Origin of the sequence: Galbibacter pacificus (genome assembly GCF_029603165.1) — a bacterium.
GTDB lineage: Bacteria > Bacteroidota > Bacteroidia > Flavobacteriales > Flavobacteriaceae > Galbibacter > Galbibacter pacificus.
The window spans coordinates 111,256-135,594 of sequence record NZ_JAQSVC010000003.1 but is presented as its reverse complement, the minus strand read 5'-3'; the positions used below and the strand labels follow the sequence as shown (position 1 = coordinate 135,594).

The window sequence follows — 24,339 nt, the reverse complement described above, 5'->3', positions numbered from 1 at the left end:
AAAAGTTATGATGTACGAATGGGATTGGCTGATTTTACTAGGGGTAGTAGTCCTCTGCATCTTTATTTATTCAGGCAAGAGGCAAAAAAAGATAAAAAAACGAAAGGATGCCCTAAAAATTTTGGATGAACGCTATGCCAAGGATGAAATTTCCAAAGAAGAGTATTTAGAGCATAAAGAAATCCTACAATCAAAAGATAAAAGGGGTTAAAAAGAACGGCCCTTACCTTAACAATTAACTCAATTATTAATTAAATTTTAAACAGTATGAAAAATTCAAAATTGATCGAAGCATTGAACAACTGTGTTGCGCATTGCAATTACTGCGCAGATGCCTGTCTGGATTCAGATGACATCAAAATGATGGTAGATTGTATCAGAACTGACAGGGCTTGTGCCGAAGTATGCAGCGCAACTGCAAAGCTGCTTGCCGCAAATTATTCAGATGCCAAAGAAATGGTGGAATACTGCCATAAAACCTGTAAAAAATGTGCTGATGAGTGTGCGAAACACGACGCCCAGCATTGTAAAGACTGTGCAGACGCGTGTAAAAAATGCGCTGATGCCTGTGAAGCTTATTTAAGCTAAATGTAATTAATAATCTTCCCCTTTAAGTAGGGGAAGATTATCATAAATCCAGTTTGAAAGGAATCCTAAAAAGAGTGATAAAAATTAAGTTTTCAAAGAACAATTAAAAGAATATCAAGATGAAAAAATTAAAGATTACAATGAGTATTTTGACAATGGCATTAGTTGCCCTGACGACAATGTCCTGTAAGGACGGGAAAAAAGAAGGGTCAACAGCTCCAATGTCCAATGAGATGCATCAGGAAGATGCCGGGTCTGAAATGATGGCCGATAATTCAAGTAATAGTGAATCATCCGCAATCATCGACAATTACCTTAAAATTAAAAATGCCCTGGTAGCCGATAATCAAGAAGATGCCGCTAAAGCAGGCGGAATGCTGATGGCTGACCTTAAAGATTTTGATAAGAGCAAATATTCTTCAGATAAGCAGCGCGAGTTGACTGATATCATTGAAGACGCCACGGAACACGCGGAACATATTTCAGAAAGCCCTATGGAGCACCAGCGGGAGCATTTCGATATTTTGAGCAAAGATATGATCGATATGATAGCCATAACAGGAACCAGTAAAAAGCTATACCAGGATTTTTGCCCGATGTACAATAACAACAAAGGTGCGCAATGGTTGAGCAGTACCGAAGAAATCAAAAACCCATATATGGGCAGCAAAATGCCGGGTTGTGGAAAGATGCAGAAAGAGATCAATTAATTGAAAGTTTTTAAGACTATAGCCTGGGTTTTGCTGATTGCATTTGTGGGGATCCAATTTTTCCCCACAGAGCGCAATCAAAGTGAGGCCGAGTACGCTTCTGATTTTATGGAGGTCAATACGGTGCCGCCAATGGTACAGAATAAGATAAAGGTGTCCTGCTATGATTGCCATAGCAACAATACCAAATATCCTTGGTACAATAAAGTACAGCCGGTGGCCTGGTTTCTTGAAGACCATATTGAAGAAGGGAAAAACGAACTGAATTTCAACGAATGGGGAGATTATTCCGACCGGAGGAAAAACAGCAAACTTCGGTCAATTATCAGTCAGATTGAAGATGATGAAATGCCGCTTGACTCCTACACGTTTATTCATAGGGATGCAAAATTTTCTGAATCGGAAAAAAAAGAGATCTTAAAATATATGACCCAGCTTAAAAATAAGCTGTAAAATTTAAAATTTAAACGATGTTCAAGAAATGAAATAAATACAATTATACCCGAAAAAAGGAAAGAGTTTTTTTCATTGATTGGTTAGTTAGAACTTTCCTTTTTAGGGTATGGTAATAAAGTCCTGTTAGGGAAGGGTATTCTTAATTTAACCCTTTAAAAAGTCCCTTCCCTTGGCAGGCACAAAAAAGAAAGCTGATGAAAGATTGTTGTAAAACAGGAAATGAAAGAGAACAAAAGAAAAGTGGCTTAAAAAAATGGTTCAGCTATATCATTTATGGAATTATAGCCATTGTCATTATCGGTGCTTTACTGCTCCAATTAACTGGAAACTAATTAAAAACAATAGAAATGAAAACAAGACAACTATTTCTTACCATATTGATGTTAGCTTATGTTGGGATTTTTACAACTGCGTTTGCCGCAAATAATTCCACAAGTTTAGATACAAAGACGGAAATAAAAGATGAGAAAGCCGCCGAAGCTGTTGGTGTAAGCAATTCTGTTCCCACCTTACAAACCGATCCAGAAGCTAGTTTGGACGAATTCCCCAATCTGCACCCCTTAGTGGTTCATTTTCCCATAGCACTATTGTTTTTGGCCGTTGTATTACAATTAATACAACTGTTTACAATGAACCGGACATTGGATTGGGTAGTATTGCTAACAGTTGGAGCAGGATTTATAGGGGCTTATGTAGCCGGTAACTTTGTACATCCCCATACTGAAGGACTTACCGAAACTGCAAAAAAGGTATTGGAACAGCACGATAAGTATGCAATGTGGGCGATGTGGTCCAGTGCTGCGGCCGCTCTACTCAAACTTGTTAGCCTTTTCTGGTTTAAGCAAAAAAGATGGTTTGAGATTTTAGTGTTTTTGGTACTTGCCTTTTCAGGGTATTCTGTTGGTTGGGCTGGGCATTATGGCTCCCAATTGGTTTATATAGAAGGTGTGGGACCACAAGGCAATTATCTGGGTAACGAAGCCGAAGAAGGACACGGAGGGCATTCACACTAAATTTTATTTTCATTAAGGTAAGCATCAGAATAGTAAAAAAATAAATAGTTGTTATGAATGATTTTTTAAAACAATGGGGAGAGGCCGCTTATACCACCACCGGATTTTTTTGGATGGCGTTGTGGGCATTCGTACTGGGCTATATCATAAGCAGTATGATCCAGATTTTCGTGACCGAAAAACGGATGCAAAAAACAATGGGCGGTGCAGAATCTAAAGGGGTTCTATTGGGTACTTTTTTCGGTTTTATAAGCAGTTCGTGCAGTTTTGCCGCCTTGGCAAGTACAAAGTCCCTTTTTAAAAAAGGGGCGAGTTTCATTTCGTCCATAGCCTTCTTATTGGCTTCGACCAATCTCGTTATCGAGCTGGGGATCATCATATCCATCTTTTTGGGATGGCAGTTTGTAGTGGGCGAATATGCCGGGGGAATTTTATTGATAGGGATCAGTTGGATTTTAATACGGCTTATCAACCCCAAAAAGCTTATTGATAAGGCAAGAAAAAACCTCGAAAAGGAGGATGAAGGTTCGGGAATGGATGATTCCAAAGATTGGAAGAAGCAGATGCAAAAAGAAGATAGCTGGGCGAAAGTGGGCAAAAAATATAAGATGGAATGGCAAATGGTCTGGAAAGATGTCACCGTGGGCTTTACCATTGCCGGTATCGTTGCGGCCTTTGTGCCCGATGCGTGGTTTCAGACACTCTTTATTGGGAGCGGTCAAGGAAATACGGACTTTTCGTTTTTTGAAATCCTGGAACATATCATCGTGGGCCCCGTCGCGGCGTTTGTAACCTTCATAGGATCTATGGGCAACATCCCCTTGGCCGCATTGCTCTTTGGGAAAGGGGTGAGTTTTGCCGGGGTAATGGCCTTTATTTTTAGCGACTTGGTCGTTTTTCCAATTTTAAGGATCAATGCCAAATACTATGGTTGGAAGATGTCCTTATTTATTCTTTTCCTTCTGTTTACTTCGCTGATTGGGGCCTCACTCATTTTGCACTATTCTTTTGACCTGATGAGCCTGTTACCAGATCCTTCACAGGTAAAGGTTCAGGATAGCGAATATTTCAAATTGAACTACACCTTTTATTTGAACCTTGCTTTTTTAGCAATATCGGGGTATTTGATCTACCTGGGTTTTTTCAAAAAGAAGGATGTGAAAAGCAAAATGGGCGAAATGGCGCCTAAAAGCCAATTGCTCGAAAACATTTTAAAATATGCGGCCTTTATAAGTTACATCTGGATTGCGGGCGGGCTAATTGTGAAATTTTTAATTCAATGATTATGAAAGTTAGACTAAAAAATATGGTTTGCGATCGCTGTAAGATGGTGCTCAAGCAAGAATTGGAAAACGCAGGGATAAATATAGTATCATTAGAATTGGGAGAATTGATTGTTTTAGATGAAGTATCGGTTAGCAAAAGTATTTTGAAAGAAATAGCCGAACGCAATGGATTTGAAGTAATTGATAGTAATACTTCCGTTTTAATAGAGAATGTCAAAACAGCTTTGATAAAAAAAGTCGAAAACTTGCAAGGCTTAAACGAAAAGACGTCCACCTTTCTTTCTGATGTACTCAATGTTGATTACTCTGTAATTAGCAAGTCTTTCAGCGCTTCAACAGGAATTACAGTTGAAAAATACCTGATAAAACTGAAAATGGAAAAAACAAAAGAACTATTGCAAATGGGTAATAAGACTTTTTCTGAAATAGCATATTCCTTGGATTACAATAGTGGAAGCCATCTCGCAAAACAATTCAAAAATATGACGGGTATGTCGATGACCCAATACAGGAAATTACAAAAATGGAATCGCAAGACACTTGATAGAATTGTATAAGAATTAACCTGAATTATCAAAGTAAGAAATTCAAGGTATAGATATATTGCTCTATTCAATCCTTAATAATTAGAAAAATGAAACATAAATATCAAATACAAGGAATGTCCTGCACAGGTTGTTTGAGAACCGTTAAAAATGCGTTGTCAGGCGTTACAGGGGTTACTGCCGTAGCTATTGATTTTGAAAACCAAAACGCTACCATTGAAATGGAGCAACACATCGACATCGAAGAATTTGAAAACGCAGTCCAAGAGAAGAAAGCTAAGTATCATATCCATCCCATTAAACCTAACGGAATAAAAACGCGCACGTTTCCTATCAATGGAATGACCTGCAACGGTTGCAGGTCGCACGTTGAAAAAACACTCGAGCAAGTAGATGGCGTCTTAGGCGTAACCGTAGACTTGAAAAAGGCAGAGGCTGTAATTGATATGAAAAGCATCATTCCCTATGAAACTTTTCAGGAAGCATTGAAAAAGGATGGCGATACTTATACCATTTATAAAGCTGGGAAACGTCCAGATGCTGAAGCCGAAAAACAAAAACCACAACCCAAAGGAAATGGTACTGGAACATTCTACTGCCCAATGCACTGCGAAGGTGATAAGACCTATGATAAGCCCGGCGATTGCCCTGTATGCGGGATGGATCTGGTAGAAGAACAAAGTCTTTCCGCAATAACTTCTGAACAATGGACCTGCCCGATGCACCCCGAAATTGTAGAAGATGAACCGGGAAGCTGCCCCATCTGTGGGATGGATCTGGTGCCTATGGAGCCCGATGTTTCTTCAGAAGAAAAAACCTATAAAAAACTGCTCAGAAAATTCTGGATTTCGGTTGCATTTACCTTGCCCATCTTTCTGATCGCGATGAGCGAAATGCTGACCAATAATCCAATATATGACCTTCTGGAACTGAAATACTGGAACTGGATTCAGTTTGGTCTTTCTCTTCCCGTGGTGTTTTATGCCGCTTGGATGTTTTTTGAACGCGCTTACCGCAGTATCGTGACCTGGAACCTCAATATGTTCACGCTCATCGGTATTGGTGCAGGTGTCGCTTGGTTATTCAGTGTATTCGGGATGTTTGTACCGGATTTTTTTCCTGCACAGTTTAAAACGGAGGCCGGTACGGTACACGTTTATTTTGAAGCTGCTACGGTTATCTTAACCTTGGTGTTATTAGGACAAATGCTGGAAGCCCGTGCGCATAGCAAAACGAATTCTGCCGTAAAGGAATTGTTAAAACTCGCCCCCAACAAAGCGATCAAGGTCGTTAATGGCCAAGAACAAGAGGTAGCTATCGACAAAATCGAACTGGGCGACATTCTACGGGTAAAACCGGGCGATAAAATTCCCGTGGACGGAGTGATTACCGAAGGGGAAACCTCGGTAGATGAATCGATGATTACCGGCGAACCTATTCCGGTAAGCAAAACCGCCGACGATAAAGTGAGCAGCGGGACTATAAACGGCAACCAATCCTTTTTGATGAAGGCCGAAAAAGTAGGTTCTGACACGTTGCTCTCACAGATCATCCAAATGGTCAACGATGCAAGCCGCAGCCGTGCGCCCATTCAGAAATTGGCCGATACGGTTTCGGGTTATTTTGTTCCCATAGTGGTGCTTATCGCCTTATTGACTTTCGCGGTATGGGCAGTTTGGGGGCCTGAACCTGCCTACGTATATGCCTTGGTCAATGCCATTGCGGTTTTGATCATCGCTTGTCCCTGTGCCTTGGGATTGGCAACTCCAATGTCCGTAATGGTAGGTGTCGGCAAAGGTGCTCAGAACGGGGTACTTATCAAAAATGCCGAAGCTTTGGAAAAAATGGACAAGGTAGATACGCTTATCATCGACAAGACGGGAACCATTACCGAGGGAAAACCAACGGTAGAAAAGGTAGGTTCTTTCGATGATTCTTTTTCCGAAGGGGACGTGCTTCAATATATCGTTTCCCTGAACAAATTGAGTGAACATCCACTCGCGGAAGCTACTGTAAAGTACGCGGAAGAACAAAAAACCGATCCCGAAACTTCGGGATTGAAAGCCGATGGCTTCAATGCTGTTACTGGAAAAGGTGTAGAAGGTAACGTAAACGGTGAAAAAGTAGCATTGGGCAACGCCAAAATGATGGAACAGGTAAACGCCACCCTTTCCGAAGAAATGGAAAACGAAGCCCAATCTTTTCAAAAGCAGGGGAAAACGGTTTCTTATCTGTCCATAAACGGTATGCCCGCTGGTTATGTGGTCATCGGTGATAAAATTAAAAGAACCAGTGCAAAGGCCATAAAAGAATTACAGGATAAGGGAATTTCTGTAGTGATGCTTACAGGCGACAATCACGATACCGCCCAATCCGTGGCCGGCGAACTAAACCTTGCCGATTTCAAGGCAGGGATGCTTCCCGAAAATAAATTACAGGAAGTTGAAAAATTGCAAAACGAGGGCAAAGTGGTTGCAATGGCGGGTGACGGGATCAACGATGCACCTGCTTTGGCCAAAAGCGATGTGGGCATTGCAATGGGCACGGGCACCGATGTTGCCATAGAAAGTGCGGCCATAACCTTGGTAAAAGGCGATTTGCACGGTATCGTAAAAGCGCGGAATTTGAGCGATGCGGTTATGAAAAACATAAAGGAAAACCTGTTTTTTGCCCTTATTTATAACACCTTGGGAATTCCCATTGCCGCAGGCGTGCTTTATCCAATCTTTGGAATTTTATTATCCCCAATGATTGCGGCCTTGGCAATGAGCTTCAGTTCGGTTTCCGTAATAGGAAATGCGCTCAGATTACGAACAAAATCTATCAACTAACCAATAAAATTTATAAAAATGAATTCAACTGAAAAAAATAACAACGGGACGAAGAAAAGCAACTACGGTAAATTAATAGTGATGCTGGTGCTATCATTTACAGCAATGTACATCACAATGTATTTGAATACCTATGAATGGGATCACGTTTATTTTAGCCTTACACGGTTTTATATGGCCTGCCTGGGGATTTCGGCAATGGCGGTAATTATGCTTTCATTAATGCTCCAAATGTACAAAAACAAAAAAAAGAATATAGCCATTTATCTCGGTAGCCTGGTGCTTTTTATTGGTGCTTTGTCCTTAGTCCGTGCTCAAAAACCCATTGGGGATGTACTTTATATGAAAGCTATGATCCCCCATCATTCCATAGCCATTCTTACCAGTAAAAGAGCGGCAATCAAAGATCCCGAAGTACGCAAATTGGCAGATGGGATCATTAAGGCTCAGGAAAAGGAAATCGCTGAAATGAAAGCTTATATCAAAAGATTGGAAAATAATGAATAGAAAAAGTAAATAAACAAGTTATGAACAAGAACATATTATATATAGGTATTGCAGTACTCGTTGGGCTGCTTGCGGGTTGGCTCATTTTTGGAACATCGACAGATAAATCAATGGCGGTAAAGGATGTGTCCACTATGTCTGATAATCACGACCATTCCGCTGAAACTACGGAAGAAATGTGGACCTGCTCGATGCACCCCCAGATTATGCAGCCCGAACCAGGCGACTGCCCCATTTGCGGGATGGACCTGATTCCGGCAGAATCAAGTGCAGATGGTCTTGCCGCTGACCAGTTTAAAATGACAAAAAATGCACTGGCCTTGGCCAACATCCAAACCAGTATAGTGGGGGATGCAGAAGGAAAAAATGGCAACACTATTTCGCTAACAGGAAAAATAGTGGAAAATGAAGAAGCCAATGCCGTTCAGGCAAGTTACTTTGACGGAAGGATAGAAAGTCTCAATGTAAGTTATGAAGGGCAGGAAGTTCGCAAGGGACAGCTCCTGGCAACTATATATGCTCCCAATCTTGTCGCAGCGCAACAGGAACTTATTACTACGGCATCGCTTAAAGAAAGCCAACCAGCACTTTACAAATCTGTAAGGAATAAATTAAAGCTTTGGAAACTTTCGGAAAGCCAAATCAACTCAATTGAAGAGTCAGGAAAAGTACGTGAAAATTTTCCGATTTATGCCACGGTTTCAGGAACAGTTTCTGAAAAAATGGCAGAAGAAGGCGATTACGTAAAACAGGGGCAGCCTATTTTGAAATTAAGCAACCTAAACTCGGTCTGGGCGGCGTTTGACGCCTATGAAAATCAAATTTCCCAATTTAAAATAGGGCAGGAAATTAAAATGACCACCAATGCCTATCCCAATAAGGAATTTGATGCTACTATATCTTTTATTGACCCGGTATTAAACACTCAAACCAGAGTGGTGACGGTAAGAGCTACGATACAAAATAACAACAACCTCTTAAAACCGGGAATGTTTGTTGCTGGGAATATAGAAGGTTTTGGTGTTTCCCAAAAACAGCAGCTTGTCGTTCCGGCATCAGCAGTAATGTGGACTGGAGAGCGTTCGGTGGTTTATGTGAAAACCAATCCTGAGGAACCCGTTTTTGAAATGCGGGAAGTGACCATCGGTAACAGAAATGGGGAAGCATACACGATTACCGAAGGTCTTGAAAATGGCGATGAAATTGTAACCAATGGCACTTTTACTGTAGATGCAGCTGCACAGTTACGCGGTAAAAAATCAATGATGAACCAGAGCAATTCTGCGGAGGAAGAAACGATACCAGAAACGAAGATGAAATTATCACAAGAAACACAGAAAGCTATTAAGAAAAGCTTAAAACCCTATCTGGATATGAAAGATGCTTTTGTAGAAGGAAATATCACCGCTATTTCTGTTTACGCAAAAAAAACACTGGAAGAAATAAAGTCAATTCCCGAAAGTGATTTGGATAAAATGGAACAATCCCATATTTCCAAAATTAAGCGAATGTTAGTGGCTATCAATGAAGCCGATAATATTAAAAATCAAAGGAATCATTTTGTGGTATTGAATCAAAATATAGTTCCTATTGTAATGAATATTCAAAATATCGATCCCGAAATTTTGATACAGAAATGTCCGATGGCCAACAATAATCAAGGTGCGTTTTGGCTGAGTGCAGATAAAGAAATCCGTAATCCCTATTACGGGGAGCAGATGATGACCTGTGGGAGCACAATTGATACCCTTTAACAATTATTCATCCCAAATTAAAGTTAATTAAATCTGTCGAAATTATGATACACATTCTTACAACAGGAGGAACCATTGAGGGCTTGGATTATGAAAAACAAGAAAATAAGCAAAAACAAAGTAATATAACTATTAGAGAACTTATTGAATCCGCCAATGTTTCTTTTCCTTACATCATTGAAAAGGCATTTGCTAAAGATAGCCGATCAATTACCGATGAAGATAGAAATTTTTTGCTAAAAAAAATAAAAGCTTCCAAGGCAGAAAAATTCCTAATTACCCACGGCACTTTTACGATGGAAGATACCGCATTTTACCTTGGCAATAAAGACCTTGAAAAAACTATTGTCCTTGTAGGCTCATTTATTATGGGAGACTCTAAAAATACGGATGCCCCCTTCAATTTGGGTTTTGCAGTCAGTGCATTACAATTTTTAAAGCCGGATGTGTATATCGCTATGAACGGTAGAATTTTTCGATGGAATAATGTCACTAAAAATATAACAACTAACAAATTTATTTCCAAAAATGAATAAACTGAATGTTTGGAACGTCGATACATTGGACAACTTTTTTCTATCTTTTAATTGATATATTCATTGTACTGTTTGCTCTCTATCAATCATCTAAAAAACTTAAAAACAATTTTTTCAGATTTATAAAACTGGGCTTACTTTTTATAGCCTATAATGGCACAGGTGGATTTTTGCCCATAGAAAATTTTCCTGATCCATTTATTTTTCAATATATCATTACATATGGTGTAGCTATAACACTTTGCCTTTATTTGATATACTACCTATATAAAGAGTATGATATTATAGTAGTTAAGTTTCATTTTTCAATCCAAAACCTTACCATTATAGCAATTGGTAGTTTTGTATTGCTGTTTTTGATCCCTTACTTCTTCACGCACTCATTGAGTTCTGCTAGATTTCTGTTTACCATTCCAATATCCATAATAGCTTTTGTATTTCTTTGGTTTTTTTACCAGAGGATTTCAAATTCGGTTAAACCAAATCCTTTTTTTCTGAGACGGAATAAATTGTCAGTCCTAAGCGTAAGTTGTATCGCGCTGCTTCCAGTTTTAACAGTCATTGGGGATTACCAATGGTTAACATTTACTGTAATGAACTTAGCTTTTTACGCTATTACTGCCATTGAAATAGACAGGTATCTTTACCTGCTTGAGAATAAAAGTAAAATGCATAAAATTTTTGATTGGAACAATAAACAAAACGAATATTCAGCAAAGCATAGAATAATTTATGAAAATTTAACCAGACGGGAAATTGAAGTCGCTTTATCTATTTTAAGCAATAAGACCTACAAAGAAATTTCCAAAGATTTATTTATCGCAGAAAGTACTGTTTCTAAACACGCCTCTAACATCTTCAAGAAAACGGACGTAAAAAATAGACGTCAATTTTTATCTCGTTTCCGTAAAAGTTTCAAGAGATAGACAGAGATATTGTCATATAATTCTCTTTTAAATAATATATTATAAATTTCCGTAGGAAAATACGGCATTTCCGTATCTAAATACGCTATAATTTACTTGTATTTTATAGTTCTAAATTTATCTTTAAACAAATGAAAACCTCCTTGAACCTTTTCAAAATGACCTGTAAAATGATTGGTGATGGATTTACAGTTACAAACAGAAATATTACTGGAACAACTGAACGAAATTAAGCTTAAAAACAATAATATTTTGAATAGGGCTTTTTGTTCTATTGAAATATGTCGTAATCTACTTAGTTCGTTTAAAAAAGAAATCATTGAAAATGACTTTGATTCCTTAGAGCAAGAAATAGACTTCTTTAAAAATATAAAGCAAGTCCCGCTGATACAACTCATTTATTTTTCAGAAATCCATTCTTTGGAAATACAGTTTCCTAAAGCTGATAAAAAAGCCCAGCTTAAGTTCTTGAAAAAGAAAATTGGCAAACTTAATCGCTTCTTTCTTTATAATATTGATTTTGGGCAGTATGTTAATTCAAAAGCTACCCATTTTGATAAGGAATATTATACGCGTGATTATTTAAGCACCTATCATATAACCACTTCAAAGTTCTACTTTCAGGATCCCGAATTTTGTACTCCCAGAGATATGCTTTTAGGTAAATTTAAAGCATACAATTTGTTGGTAATCTATTTGGATGAACGATTATTCAAGCTTAAAAATAATGGGAATGGAAAAAGTACTAGGTTGAATAGCATTCAAAAAATTCCTTGGCCGTTTTCCAATACCGATTGGGTAGAATTTGTCTATGCTTTAAGTGCTGCCGGAATTACAAAACAAAATGATTTGAGCATTATCAAATTGTCTAATACGCTTCAGAATATATTCGATATTAAACCATCTGAGAAAATCTACAAAACCTATCAGGATATAAAAAACAGAAAAAATAGTAGGACTTTATTTCTGGATTTACTCAGTACCTCCTTGATTTCTGAAATGAACAAAAGTGAAGAATAACTCTGAAAAACTGTTAAAAAAAGACCGTACTACGGTTTATACCGAAATCCTATTTCTTCGCTAGTCTCATTTAATTTGGTGGTATTTTCGATAATCTAAACCTTATATAAGGTTCAAAACCAATCAAAACGCATTAAAATTCAAGATGTTAAATTTTCACCGTACTACGGTCTTAATGGGGAACAAAATCCAATAATCCATCCCAAATTTGTAGAACGAAAGTCAAATCCTGCGAAGGGCTATCAAATTAGCTTAAAGCAATTTGGTGGCCCTTTTCTTTAAAATCGTTCTATTATGCCAACAAGTATCATTACCACAGACGATCTTCGGGAATTCAAAATGGAATTGCTCGATGACATCAAAAAGCTCCTTTCCCGACAAGCAACCGGTAAACTCAAAAAATACCTGAAATCTTCCGAAGTGATGGAATTGCTTCAGGTCAGTCCGGGAACACTTCAAAACCTTCGTGTCAATGGCACATTGCCCTACACCAAAGTGGGTGGTATCATTTACTACGATGCCGAGGAAATCCAGAATGTAATGACTGCAAACCGTGTGCAGCACGGATTAAATTCTTAGGCGATGAATTACATCAAGCTACTCAATGCGGCTTTTGAAAAATTTTTCTTCGATGACCGCTTGAACCCAACGCACATTAGCCTTTATATGGCCCTGTTCCAGGAATGGAACAGTAGCCGGTTTGCCGATGAGTTTTTCGTGAACCGCCGCGAGCTGATGCGTATGGCCAAAATAGGTTCGAAATCTACCTACCATCGCTGTGTTACCGACCTTAACTCGTGGAACTACATAAGCTATTTCCCATCGAACAATCCGTATAAAGGAAGTAAAATCAAGATGTCCATTATCGGGACAAGTGATGAACCGGATATGGGACGGTATAGTCCCGAATTGGAACAACTTGCGGAACACTACCATCCCATACGTGAACCTGTCGTGTACCAGCACCGTCCCACCAACGGACAAGCTGTGTACCAGCACCGTCCCGTGAGTGGACAAGCACTGGTATCTAATATAAACAATACCAAACAGGTAAACATTAATAAACGGCCAAAGGGCAGGCAGGCCGTTTTGGATTTTTTTATTGAAAAAGATTTTAATGTTGATGAAGGAAAGAAATTCTTTGCGCATTATGAAGCCAATGATTGGAAAACAAGCGATGGAAAAACAATCAGGGATTGGCGGGCCTTGGCCAAAAATTGGATGGATAGGACCGAGTTATTTGCCGAAGAAAACAAATCAAACAAAAAGGGAGCGTCCCAAAATCGGGACAACCTGCGAACCACTAAAAACAAGGATTATGGACAACCCCTCTAAAATAACCGAAGGCGGCGTTGAATATTCGCTGGGCAAGTTTGACGGGAAATGCGTGCTTTACGATTTCCCAAAAATCCTGATTTACCTAAATGCTAAGGGAAAGCTTCTCTTTGGAAAGAAATTCAAAATCTATGACGAGGACAAGGATATTTTACTAAAACTCTGTTCCTACTTCATCAAGGACACCGAAAACTGCCAAAAATATGAGATTGATGTTGAAAAGGGCATTTTACTATCTGGGCCCGTGGGATGCGGCAAAACCAGCTTGATGAAACTTTTACGGCATTTAGTGCCGTTGCAACGCCCATACGAAATGATCCCCTGCCGGAATGTGGCATTCAGTTTTAACCATCTTGGTTTTAAGACCATCGAGGATTATGGAAACACAAAGTTCTTCTGTTTTGACGATTTGGGCGTAGAACCTGCGGGAAGGTTTTACGGGAAGGATCTGAACGTAATGGGCGAAGTCCTCTTATCGCGGTACGAGCTTTATCTTCAGACAAAGCATAAAATCAAAACCCACGCAACCACCAATCTTAACGCAGAAGAATTGGAAGAGCGTTACGGCAATCGTGTGCGCAGCCGGATGCGGGAGTTATTCAATTTAATTGCTTTTGACGAGAAGGCTGGGGATAAAAGGAAGTGATTAAAGTGCCTTTTTATAAATACGTTGCACAAACTGTTATTAAATATGTCACTCTAAAGGCTGGTTGGAAAATTTTCAACAACAACTATTTCCTTCCTGAATTGGCGGGCAAGCAATTGTGCCATAAGAACAAAATACACAACAATCTCCTTCGTTTGGTTTTAAAACCGTTTTACAATTCTCACACTCATAAAAAAATTGACAAGCGTTTGTTGGCATATCTTCTACTTTTTTATGTCCGCAGTCTGGACAGGTAATTTCTGATTTTAATATAGTTTCCATTCGATTTTTTTATTAAAGCATATGTGGTATGTCCGAAGCCAATGTTGGATATGAGAAAATCATTGTTCTAATATCATTAACCTTCATCTTTGTTTTTATGGGCCATTGCAAAGAGATTTATTGTTTCTTCTGTATGTGATCCGATTAAATGCGCTCCCAAAATTGTTTGAGTTTCTTCGTCAATTATAGTTTTGAACGCATATTCTTCTACATTCAAGCGTTTAGCATTGAACCAATTGCCAACCTCTTTATAATTTATCCTAATGTTGTAATTCAGTTCTTTCGCTTTCAATTCAGTACAGCCAACAGAAGCCATCGTAGGCAATGAAAAAACTACCGTTGGCATTGGTGGATAACTTATTTCTTTAGAATTGCCTTTAATTATATTTGAAGCAACTGTATGACCTTCCAAAACTGCAACTGGGGTTAAAGGCAAACCTTCTGAATCTGCGGCATCGCCCGGTGCATAAATATTTGGATTTGAAGTGCTTTGAAGGAATTTATCTACCGTCACACCTTTTTTAGTAAAGGCTATGTTGGCTTTATCTAAATTCAAATCAAATATTGCTGGTGGTCTTCCAGCGGAATTAAAAACAGCTTCAGCTTCAAAATATGCTGTTTTCTCTGCGGATTTACCTTTCACTCGATATTGGCTATCCACTTTCTCAATAGCGGTAACATCTGTATTAAGGATGAGTTTTATACCTAACTCTTTTGTGGCAGAAACAAGATGTTTTACAATATCCTGTTCAAAATTTTCCAAGGGATTTTCTCCACGATGAACAATAGTAACTTCTGCACCACATCGAGCTGCAATATGTGCAAACTCAAAGGCGATATAGCCACCACCAATGAATAATAACGATTTTGATAATTTTTCTAAATTCAAGAAATCGGTACTGGATTTGGCAAAATGACCACCTTCAAATTCTAAAACCCGAGGTTTGGAACCCGATGCGATTACAATTTTTTTAGCTTGTACATTATCGTTCCCAACCTCTAATGTGTTTTCTGACAGAAATTTTGCTGAACTATGAAAGGTATCTATTCCGTTCTTTTTATATCCTTTTTCAATTTTTGGTGGCATTTCATCCACAAAGGTTTGTTTAAAGGCCATTATGTCCTTCCAATTTACTTTAGGTATGGTATCAATGCCATTACCTTTAAGCCTTTTGGCAAAATCTCGGATTTCAGTAGCGCCAATAATTACTTTTTTTGGGTCACAACCTCTCAAAGCACAAGTACCACCGTAGGGTAATTCATCTGTGATTCCGACTTTTAGTCCTTTTGAGGCGCATTTATTGGCAATGGTCATTCCCGCCATTCCCGAACCAATTATAAATACATCATATTCTTTCATACTAATTGATTTGTTTTTTGTCGGTTACTTTATAGCCTGTTGAGTTAATTGCTTTCTCAATTTCCGTTTCATTAGATTTGGTTCTGTCAAATTCAATGATTGCGTTTCCATTTTCGTAGGACGCTTTTGAATTTAAAATACCGTTGAGTTTGTTTACTTCGTGATTGACGTGTTCTTCGCAACTCGCACAGGTCATTCCGCTGATTTTAAATTCAGTTGTTTTAATGTCCGATTTGTCAACTAAGATTATTTGCTTTTCTGCGTTTTGGTAAAAAATTCCTGAATAGTATGGGAAAGCCAACATCACAATTGCAAATGCGGTTACAATTCCTAAAAAGGTTTTTGATTGAATAAATTTTGGTTTCTCGTCCGTCTCACATTCGCAGTCAATTTCTTTTTTAGGTTTTAGCTTTTGATACCAAGCAAAACCCAGAACTAAAATTGTCAGTCCGATTAAATAAGGTCTAAAAGGTTCTATCCAAGAAAATGTTGAAGCAATTCCGCTTGTTCCTGCGATTAGAGCCAAAACTGGTGTAATACAACATAATGATGCTGTAATTGCAGTTAACACACCTGCACCTATTAATTTGTTGTCACTTTTCATATCGTTTCTAAAATTTTGTTTTTATCAAGTATCTCAAAAAACGGATTTAGCATTTTTTCGTATTCAGTTGTGAGTGAGTAAAAAATCGTTTGGGCTTCTCTATCGGTTTCCAATAGATTTCGGTCTTTCATTTTCCTTAAATGTTGAGAAATAGCAGAAATGTTCATTCTGAGAATATCACTTAAATCACAAACACAAAGTCTTTTTTCCTCAAAGAGTAGGTAAAGTATTTTCAGCCGAACGCTATTTCCGACCAATGAAAGTCCATTCGCTAAATAGTCGAACGATTCACTTAATTTCGAAACTGTGTCTTTGCAACGGTTTATTTGTTCAATATCCGCTTGTTGTCTTATGCAAGAATTATTTTCCATAAAACAAAATTACGATTATTTCTTATTTAAGCTAATTCTTAAATAATACAATTATAATTCTTTCAATTTAATTGCCTTTTATGAGATGTCTGGGGATAAGAGAAAATAAAAATAATTTTCATTTGTTTATAATAAGTCTAAATAAAAATAATTTTTATATTTGGCAAAAATTAAATTATCGACCAATGAAATTCAACTTAAAATTACTAGTTGCCACGCTTAGCTTATTTAGCTCTATTACATATGCACAAACTACAATATCAGGTACTGTCAAAGATGGAAGTGGTGATCCTCTTATGGGGGCTAATGTAACGTTAACTAACACCAAGGGCACTATTACCGATTTTGATGGAAAGTTCTCTTTTAAGAAAATTGAAAATGGAAATTATAACGTAAAGGTTTTCTTTATAGGGTTTAAATCACAGACCAAAACTTTAAACGTTTCCAGTCAAGAGATTATCACACTTGATTTTGTCCTTTCTGAATCAAATCAACAGTTACAGGAAGTTGTAATCACTTCCAATAGGACCCGTGAAACTTTGGATGAAGTGCCTTCTTCCGTCTCGGTATTGAACGCTCGCCAAATCGAAAATCTAGCTCAAACGAGTAATTCTGTCGCAGATGTACTGACTGAAGTGCCGGGACTGGCCTTAAGTTCTAACCGAACAAGCAGTACCGGGCAGACACTAAGAGGAAGGAATATGCTTATATTGATTGACGGAATCCCACAGTCTACACCTCTTCGTAAAGGAGGAAGGGATGTAAATACCATTGACCCGAGCACCTTGGAAAGAATTGAAGTGATAAAAGGTGCCACCGCAATATATGGGAATGGTGCAGACGGTGGCATTGTAAATTACATCACCAAAAAACCCAACGCCACTAAAAAATTGGAAAGCACTACTTCTATTGGGGCTGAAGGCGCTTTGGCGGATATTGATAAAACCGTAGGGGCCAATGTGACCCAAACATTTTCTGGGCAGCTTGGCAAGTTGGGATACGTGACAAGCGGAAGGTTTAGGCAAACAGGTGTTTATAAAGATGCGAATGGTACGGTTTTGTCGCCATTTTATGGTTTGGGGGAGACAAGTCAGTACAGCCTATTTGGCAAATTAAATTATCAAATTACCGAAAAACAACGGGTTGAGTTAATGTACAATTACTTCAGCAGTAACCAGGATTCCGATTATATTCCCGAGGTTGGCGTTTATGGCCAAATCCCAACCATTGGGATCCTTGGGGAAGACCTGGGGGAAGATCAGGGCAATAGGTACAATCATAATGCACAATTAACCTATGATTACGATGATATTTTTGGGAATTCCGATTTCAGGTTAAATCTCTATTTGCAGGATTTTAAAACGGTCTATGGTTATACAGACAGTTTTTACGATCCCAATTTGGGTTTCGATGGCGGACAATCATCAATATTATCTACAAAAAAAGGGGCAAGATTAAACTTTAAAACCCCGTATTCTTTCGGTAACGTAACGGGGAATATTCTTTATGGAGTTGATATTTTAAATGATAAAACTTCTCAGGAATTAGTTGATGGCAGGAAATGGGTGCCGCAAATGGATATGAAAAATTTTGCGCCTTATGCACAATTAAAAACACTTTATAAAAATTTTGTCCTAAAGGCAGGGATCAGATTAGAAAATATCAATATTCAGGTTCCGGATTATACCACACTTACCAGGTATAATGTAGGCGAAACAACTCCCAATAGTGGCGGGATAGATATTAAAGGGGGGGAATTAAATTACAATGCCACGGTATTCAATGCGGGGATACGTTATAACAAATGGCAGGTGTTTAAACCTTTTGTTAGTTTCTCCCAAAGTTTTTCGGTTGCAGATTTAGGAAGGACATTACGCTCTGCAACAGAAAATACTATCAACCAGATAAACTCTGAAGCCGTGATAGCAAATAATTATGAAGTTGGTTTTAATACCCATTTAGGAAGCACAAATTTGAGCGGTGCATATTTTATCAGTACCTCAGATTTGGGTTCTACTTATAGGGAAAGCCCAAGTGGTGCCTTTGAAATATTAAGGCAACCTGAAAAAGTGTACGGATTTGAGCTTTCTTTGGATACCGAACTTTTGAGGAACGTAAATGTTGGAACTTCGGCTTCTTATACAGAAGGTAAAATAGATACCCAGGATAATGGGGATTATGACACTTTTATAGGAGGGGATAGAATCCCGCCACTAAAGCTTGTTTCCTATGTTTCCTACAAATGGAACAATAAGTTTGATGCACGTCTAACCCATATTTACAGTGGCGATAGAAATCGCTTTGAACCAAATGAAAATGGGGGGTATACGTATGGTAAAGGCCCGGTAAACAGCTTTAATATATTTAACCTTACCACAAACTATCAACTTACCCCTACTACAGAAATAGGCGTTGGTGTCAGAAATTTATTGAATGAAGATTACTACCCGCCAATTTCCCAATGGAATGCAAGGGACTCCAATTACATAAAGGCCAATGGGACGCAATTTGATGTGTCGCTTACCGTACATTTATAGTAGTGTGACTTTATGAAAAACAGGGTCCTATTAAAATATCATTCCTATTTCGGGATTATTGCAGGCACATTTTTGTTTGTTATGGGCATTACGGGCTCTGTATTGGTTTTTACAGAAGACATAGACCTTCTTCTTTTTAATAAGTATGAAGTTGAAAGTAATACAACCGACTTAAAATTAGATAGAGCCACCGCGGCGGTCCAAGAAAAATTTCCTGATTGGGGCACCAGGATAATTAAGTTCGGGAAAGGCAAAACTATTCTATTTAATTTAAGGAGACCGGAAGCTAGAAAATATGTTTTTGTCAATCCCGGTACAGGTAATATTATCAAGGTTATAAATGCGAACACTCATTTTACGAAATGGATTTTAAAATTGCATTATTCGCTGCATTCCGGGATTATCGGTAGGTTTCTGGTGCTTTTTGCAGGAATTGTTTTCTTTCTTTCATTGCTTACGGGAATTATCCTTTACCGTAAAATGATCTTTAAAACGGTTTTATTTAAAACAAAAATAAAAAAGAGTAATAAAAGGACATTTTATTCAGCCCTTCATAGATATGTGGGGGTCTGGGCGTTGTTATTGAATCTTGTAATTGCAATCACCGGGATCTTTTTGGCGTATAAAGTTGTCAATTCAGGGTTGAGTGAAAGTATAGAACCTTCGCCCCCCATAGTAAAAACATCTTTGGAAGCATCTTTAATTAAACTTGAAAAAGAATATCCTAATTTCAAAGCAAGCTACATTAGGTTGCCCTCTTCAGAAAAAGGGGATATTATTTTTAATGGCACTTTCAAAAATGATCCATTTTATCTAAGTAAATATTACAATAAGGTCTCCGTTGATTATAAAACCGGAGCTGTTGTCAGTATCGATAGAATTAATGAAGCAGACTTTATTACTAAGTTCAATAGCAGTATCCTGCCGCTCCACTTCGGTCAATACGGAGGTTGGGTCAGTAAAGTTATGTACTGTATCGTCGGGCTTTCCGGTCCTTTTTTATCCATATCTGGTTATTTCATCTGGTTAAAACGAAAAAAATTACGTCATTTAAGAAATTGAATGATGAACCCTATGCAGTACCTGATTAATCCCTCATTTTAATTTCGGCATTTCAAAATCACTATTATATAGGTCAATATCAATTCACGAATAATTCTTATCACTTTTAGAAACAAATCTTTCATAGTTGTATTTTTAAGTAGTTATCCATCCCCAACAAAATAGCCAAAGCAATAGCATTGACATTTGAGGTTTCTAAAAAATAGGCACTTTCATCGCTATTGGTAAGAAACCCCAATTCAACCAAAATAGCTGGACAATACCCAATTGTTTCCCTTAGCACTTGAAAGTTGGCAAATTTCATCCCCCTGTTCTCAATTTTGAGATGGAGGTTGGCTTCGCCCAAAATTTCCGTCCCCAGGGCAATCGATTTTTTAATGTTCGGCCCTGAATCTTCAGAAAAGGAATTCAGGGTATAAACCTCCATTCCTCTGGAATTGTTTGTGGAAGCATTGCAATGCAGGGAAACGAACATACAAGCGTTTAAGGACTTCGCCAATCGACTTCTGTCTGAAATCAGTATAAATCTGTCATCGTATCGCGTAAGATAAATATCGTACCTGCCTTTGAAAATCATTTTATTCAGCACGCATATTTCTTTTGCAATCCCAAGAACCACATCTTTTTCTTTAATCCCATTTATCCCTATCGCACCGGAATCTTTTCCACCGTGTCCAACATCAACCGCAATTACTTTTCGGGAGTGCACTTCTTGCCCAAAAATCAAACAGATTTTCAAGAGCAAAAAGACAAAACTGACGTTTTTGAGCACTTTTTTCATTTTCACTTTTCGAGTTATCAACAACCTACCTTCCAAAATCCATAGAATCTGATATCAAATAATATCATCCGAATTCAATTTAACATAGATAATATTTTATTCACAAATATTTGATTATCAGTTATTTGTAAACAAATATATGTATTTTTCCCTTAACGAAAACAAATCAAAAATTTAAACTGTTCCGTTATGAAAAAATCAATCTATCTGGCAACTTTTTTGTCTTTGCTCTCAACTTCGCTTTTTGCCCAAATTGGAGGTATCGAAGATTCGGTCGATGATGTTTCCAATACCATCAGAACCATTTTTCCTATAATTCTCGGGGTAATCTTCCTGATCGGTTTCTTGTTCAATGCAGGACACTTTTTCGGGGAAAACGCTGATCTTAAAAAAGGGATTACCCGTGTACTTGTATTTGTTCTGATTGCTGGCGCGGTCGTGGGCATCTTTACCTATCTAATCGGAATCGTGGTCTAAGCTCCTAAGAGGCATTTTAAAGTAATCAACCGTACTTATGAAAAAGTTCGAAGTATATAAAAACATCAGGAAAAGGGCGGTCATTTTTGGGCTGCCCATATCCCTGTTTGCAATAATGATGGTTTCCATCCTCGCTTCGCTATTGGTCATCATCTTCTCGTTCAGCTTTGGGATCATCATTGGCGTTTTGGTTCTCAATTCAGTTTTGTATATCGCTTTGACCCGAATAACAAGCAATCCACAGCTATTCCAGATGGCGAAAGCTTTCCCAAAAATCATCAGTAACAAACGAAACTCCGGCATCCACTATGAACAAGATTAACCTTTCGGCATACCGACCCATTGCAGATATCCGGGACAATATCATTTTTGCCAACAATGGCAATGTGGTCTTGTGCTATGAAGGCAACCTGCCTGAAATCTACTCCCTGTCCGAAAAAGATTTTGAGGATATGCACGGGGCTTGGTTTCAGGCCTTGAAATCATTACCAGTTGGTACGGTGGTGCATAAACAGGATGTTTATTTAAAAAAGTCCTACTCTTCGGAACAATTGCCCAACAGAACCTTTTTGGAAAAGGCTACCCACGACCATTTTAAAGGGCGCGGGTATATGGAGCACCGCTGCTTCCTGTTCTTTATCCTGACCAAGAACAAAGCGCTCAACAACCCCAAATATGTCAATCCTTTCCGTAAGGTTTCCAAGGGTATTATCCGGGAACTCGATAATAGCGTACAACGCTTTATCGGCTCGGTCAGCGATTCGGTTTCCTTTATCAATAATAGTCGTAAAATGGAGTTTACTCCACTTGATGCGGATGCAATCCAAAATTTGACCAATGGCTATTTCAACGGCTTCAATGAAGGTTTTGATACCGATATTCTGCTGGAAAAGAAAAACGTCAATATAGGCGAAAACTATTTTGATGCCCTGGCCATCAACAGCGAACTGTGCTTTGGCGAAAGTGTACAGAGTAGCAAGACCAACGAGAAATTCACTTCTGACGATTTTGTATTTCATCAAGGGTTTATTGATGGTTTAGGGCTTACGCTAAACGAGAACCATATCGTCAATCAGATCTTGTATCTGGATGACAAACAGAAATGGCGCAAGCTGCTCGATAAGAAAATCGAGGAACTGAACAAAAGCTCCAACTTTGGTTCACAGAACAAAGTTGTTCTTGGCAAGATCCAGCACATTCTTGACCAGATCAATGCTGACGACAATTCCCGAATTATCCGTGGTCATTTAAATATTGTCTATTGGGATAAGCACCCTGCCAATCTTGGCCGTATCGGTTCCAAGATCAAGACTGAGTTTAAGGAACTGGACATCATCCCTTATTATCCACGAGGCGAGGAACGGAAGAATTATATCCTGAACAGCTACTGCTGCTTTTCTTCCAATTTTTCAAACAACGATTTGTACGTAACCGACTTAAAGCACGCTTTATGCCTGTTCATCAACAATACGAATTATAAATCCGATGCTACCGGGGTCATCTTTAACGACCGGGAACATAACATTCCTGTTCTAAAAGATGTCTGGGACGAGCGCAAGAAGCGCATCAAGGCACGAAACTTTGCCATTTTCGCACCGACCGGTGAGGGCAAATCTTTTTTGGCCAATAACATTCTGCGCCAATATTTTGAAAGCGGCGTTCGCCTGGTGATCATCGACCTTGGTGGATCCTACACCAAGTTTGCAAAACTCTATCCAGAAAAGTACACGGTACTTCGCTACGAAAGCGGAAAGAATCTGGGTATCAACCCATTTTACATCAGCAACCACAATGATCTCACTCCTGAACGTTTGGAAGATTTATCGGTCTTTCTATTTGAACTTTTTGCTTCTGACCTTAAAGTGACCAAGGCACAATCGGTTTCGGTCAAGAAAATACTGCGCCACTATTATGATAACACTACCGAAAACCACTCCTTGGATGGCTTTTACCATTTCATCGAGCGCAACCAAAAAGACCTTTTGGATAAACTTAAAATCCATCCCGACTACTTCAATGTTACGGGCTTTCTACACATAATGTCGGAGTATGTTGGTGATGGTCTATATAGCTTTCTCTTTGAAGTTAGCGAAGACCAGACCTATAAAATTGAGGACAAACGATTGATAGTGTTTGAACTGGACGAAGTAAAGGACAATAAGGAAATCCTGTCCGTAATGTTGAAGTTGATTAAGTCTGCAATTCAACGAACCATCTGGAAGAACCGCGCCGAAAAGGGTATCATACTTTTTGACGAGTTCGCCAAGCAACTAAAGTTCGAAAACGTACTGGAAAGCGTGGAATTCTACTATCAGGCGATCCGTAAACAGAACGGGGCTATTGGGATTATCCTTCAATCCATCAATCAACTTCCGAACAACTCTACTTCGGCAAGCATACTGGAAAACACGCAGGTCATCTATAGCCTGAACAACGAGAAAGGCTATGCGGAACTGGTCAAGCGGCTCAACCTTTCGACCCACGATCTGAACCAGTTAAAATCAATTAAGAACAATCTTTCCGGGCCACGCAAGTACACGGAAATGTTTATCAAAATCGGTAAGGAAAGTAACATTTTCCGGTTAGAAGTCCCCAAAGAGGTCTATGCCGCCTACCTAACGGATGGACAGGAAAACGAGGCCATAATGGCCATTTATAAAAAAACACAAGATATGCAACAAGCTATAAAAGAATTCACATCTAAAAAATAAA

Annotated in this window: 26 protein-coding genes and 1 pseudogene; 21 read left to right on the top strand and 6 right to left on the bottom strand. The window is 38.6% G+C overall.

From position 1 onward, the window contains the following. Positions 1–7: 7 nt before the first annotated feature. From PSF86_RS09010 to PSF86_RS08930, 17 genes are all read left to right on the top strand, one after another. Positions 8–211 (top strand): SHOCT domain-containing protein, encoded by a 204-nt coding sequence (locus PSF86_RS09010; protein ID WP_277899743.1) that lies wholly within the window; start codon positions 8–10, stop codon positions 209–211. Between the two features lie 56 nt (positions 212–267). Next, complete coding sequence (locus PSF86_RS09005; RefSeq protein ID WP_277899742.1) at positions 268–588, top strand: four-helix bundle copper-binding protein; 321 nt, start codon at positions 268–270, stop codon at positions 586–588. A 119-nt stretch (positions 589–707) separates the two neighbouring features. Then, positions 708–1,298 (top strand): DUF3347 domain-containing protein, encoded by a 591-nt coding sequence (locus PSF86_RS09000; protein ID WP_277899741.1) that lies wholly within the window; start codon positions 708–710, stop codon positions 1,296–1,298. Then, a complete protein-coding gene (locus PSF86_RS08995; protein WP_277899740.1) occupies positions 1,299–1,751 on the top strand; it encodes a heme-binding domain-containing protein in 453 nt (150 codons plus the stop codon). A 197-nt stretch (positions 1,752–1,948) separates the two neighbouring features. Next, positions 1,949–2,086, top strand: a complete 138-nt coding sequence (locus PSF86_RS08990; protein ID WP_277899739.1) for a hypothetical protein — start codon at positions 1,949–1,951, stop codon at positions 2,084–2,086. Between the two features lie 15 nt (positions 2,087–2,101). Continuing rightward, the gene (locus PSF86_RS08985; RefSeq protein ID WP_277899738.1) at positions 2,102–2,767 is read left to right on the top strand and encodes a DUF2231 domain-containing protein; all 666 of its coding nucleotides are present in this window, start codon (positions 2,102–2,104) and stop codon (positions 2,765–2,767) included. Positions 2,768–2,820: 53 nt separating this feature from the next. Next, positions 2,821–4,050, top strand: a complete 1,230-nt coding sequence (locus tag PSF86_RS08980; RefSeq protein WP_277899737.1) for a permease — start codon at positions 2,821–2,823, stop codon at positions 4,048–4,050. A 2-nt stretch (positions 4,051–4,052) separates the two neighbouring features. After that, complete coding sequence (locus PSF86_RS08975) at positions 4,053–4,610, top strand: helix-turn-helix domain-containing protein (protein WP_277899736.1); 558 nt, start codon at positions 4,053–4,055, stop codon at positions 4,608–4,610. Between the two features lie 77 nt (positions 4,611–4,687). Further along, positions 4,688–7,429 (top strand): heavy metal translocating P-type ATPase, encoded by a 2,742-nt coding sequence (locus tag PSF86_RS08970; RefSeq protein ID WP_277899735.1) that lies wholly within the window; start codon positions 4,688–4,690, stop codon positions 7,427–7,429. Between the two features lie 18 nt (positions 7,430–7,447). Then, positions 7,448–7,936 carry a DUF305 domain-containing protein gene (locus PSF86_RS08965; RefSeq protein ID WP_277899734.1) on the top strand — a complete coding sequence of 163 codons (489 nt, stop codon included), beginning with the start codon at positions 7,448–7,450 and terminating at the stop codon, positions 7,934–7,936. 20 nt (positions 7,937–7,956) lie between these two features. Next, entirely contained in the window at positions 7,957–9,690 is a 1,734-nt protein-coding gene (locus PSF86_RS08960) for an efflux RND transporter periplasmic adaptor subunit (RefSeq protein WP_277899733.1), read from the top strand. A gap of 44 nt (positions 9,691–9,734) precedes the next feature. Continuing rightward, positions 9,735–10,226, top strand: coding sequence for an asparaginase domain-containing protein (locus PSF86_RS08955; RefSeq protein WP_277899732.1), 492 nt, complete (start codon positions 9,735–9,737; stop codon positions 10,224–10,226). 5 nt (positions 10,227–10,231) lie between these two features. Then, positions 10,232–11,152 carry a helix-turn-helix transcriptional regulator gene (locus tag PSF86_RS08950; protein ID WP_277899731.1) on the top strand — a complete coding sequence of 307 codons (921 nt, stop codon included), beginning with the start codon at positions 10,232–10,234 and terminating at the stop codon, positions 11,150–11,152. Between the two features lie 180 nt (positions 11,153–11,332). Further along, positions 11,333–12,172, top strand: coding sequence for an RteC domain-containing protein (locus PSF86_RS08945; RefSeq protein ID WP_277899730.1), 840 nt, complete (start codon positions 11,333–11,335; stop codon positions 12,170–12,172). 294 nt (positions 12,173–12,466) lie between these two features. Next, positions 12,467–12,751 carry a helix-turn-helix domain-containing protein gene (locus PSF86_RS08940; RefSeq protein ID WP_031428464.1) on the top strand — a complete coding sequence of 95 codons (285 nt, stop codon included), beginning with the start codon at positions 12,467–12,469 and terminating at the stop codon, positions 12,749–12,751. Positions 12,752–12,754: 3 nt separating this feature from the next. Then, positions 12,755–13,507, top strand: coding sequence for a hypothetical protein (locus tag PSF86_RS08935; RefSeq protein ID WP_277899729.1), 753 nt, complete (start codon positions 12,755–12,757; stop codon positions 13,505–13,507). Next, positions 13,491–14,153, top strand: coding sequence for a P-loop NTPase family protein (locus PSF86_RS08930; RefSeq protein WP_277899728.1), 663 nt, complete (start codon positions 13,491–13,493; stop codon positions 14,151–14,153). Before PSF86_RS08935 ends, PSF86_RS08930 begins: the two co-directional genes overlap by 17 nt. A 75-nt stretch (positions 14,154–14,228) precedes the next feature. Here PSF86_RS08930 and PSF86_RS08925 read toward each other — a convergent pair whose 3' ends face one another. The 4 genes and pseudogenes from PSF86_RS08925 to PSF86_RS08910 all read right to left on the bottom strand — a co-directional run bounded on the left by PSF86_RS08925 (position 14,229) and on the right by PSF86_RS08910 (position 16,770). Next, positions 14,229–14,435 (bottom strand): GDCCVxC domain-containing (seleno)protein, encoded by a 207-nt coding sequence (locus tag PSF86_RS08925; RefSeq protein WP_277899727.1) that lies wholly within the window; start codon positions 14,433–14,435, stop codon positions 14,229–14,231. 12 nt (positions 14,436–14,447) lie between these two features. Then, positions 14,448–15,795: pseudogene (locus PSF86_RS08920) on the bottom strand (dihydrolipoyl dehydrogenase family protein). A gap of 1 nt (position 15,796) precedes the next feature. After that, positions 15,797–16,399 (bottom strand): mercuric transport protein MerTP, encoded by a 603-nt coding sequence (merTP, locus tag PSF86_RS08915; RefSeq protein WP_277899726.1) that lies wholly within the window; start codon positions 16,397–16,399, stop codon positions 15,797–15,799. Then, positions 16,396–16,770, bottom strand: coding sequence for an ArsR/SmtB family transcription factor (locus PSF86_RS08910; protein WP_277899725.1), 375 nt, complete (start codon positions 16,768–16,770; stop codon positions 16,396–16,398). Before PSF86_RS08910 ends, merTP begins: the two co-directional genes overlap by 4 nt. 185 nt (positions 16,771–16,955) lie before the next feature. On the opposite strand from PSF86_RS08910, the gene PSF86_RS08905 reads away from it, so the two are divergent. Continuing rightward, positions 16,956–19,307 (top strand): TonB-dependent receptor, encoded by a 2,352-nt coding sequence (locus PSF86_RS08905; protein ID WP_277899724.1) that lies wholly within the window; start codon positions 16,956–16,958, stop codon positions 19,305–19,307. Between the two features lie 12 nt (positions 19,308–19,319). Further along, positions 19,320–20,369, top strand: coding sequence for a PepSY-associated TM helix domain-containing protein (locus tag PSF86_RS08900; protein ID WP_277899723.1), 1,050 nt, complete (start codon positions 19,320–19,322; stop codon positions 20,367–20,369). A gap of 121 nt (positions 20,370–20,490) precedes the next feature. On the opposite strand, the gene PSF86_RS08895 is transcribed toward PSF86_RS08900, so the two are convergent. Then, entirely contained in the window at positions 20,491–21,150 is a 660-nt protein-coding gene (locus tag PSF86_RS08895) for an N-acetylmuramoyl-L-alanine amidase family protein (RefSeq protein WP_277899722.1), read from the bottom strand. Positions 21,151–21,339: 189 nt separating this feature from the next. On the opposite strand from PSF86_RS08895, the gene PSF86_RS08890 reads away from it, so the two are divergent. After that, on the top strand, positions 21,340–21,627 hold the full coding sequence (locus PSF86_RS08890; RefSeq protein WP_031428457.1) for a hypothetical protein: 288 nt from the start codon (positions 21,340–21,342) through the stop codon (positions 21,625–21,627). Here the strand turns inward: PSF86_RS08890 and PSF86_RS08885 are convergent. Next, positions 21,607–21,807, bottom strand: coding sequence for a hypothetical protein (locus tag PSF86_RS08885; protein ID WP_277900220.1), 201 nt, complete (start codon positions 21,805–21,807; stop codon positions 21,607–21,609). The genes PSF86_RS08890 and PSF86_RS08885 overlap by 21 nt on opposite strands. A 128-nt stretch (positions 21,808–21,935) precedes the next feature. Here PSF86_RS08885 and PSF86_RS08875 point away from each other — a divergent pair, with 128 nt between their 5' ends. Then, complete coding sequence (locus tag PSF86_RS08875) at positions 21,936–24,338, top strand: TraG family conjugative transposon ATPase (protein WP_277899721.1); 2,403 nt, start codon at positions 21,936–21,938, stop codon at positions 24,336–24,338. Position 24,339 lies beyond the last annotated feature (1 nt).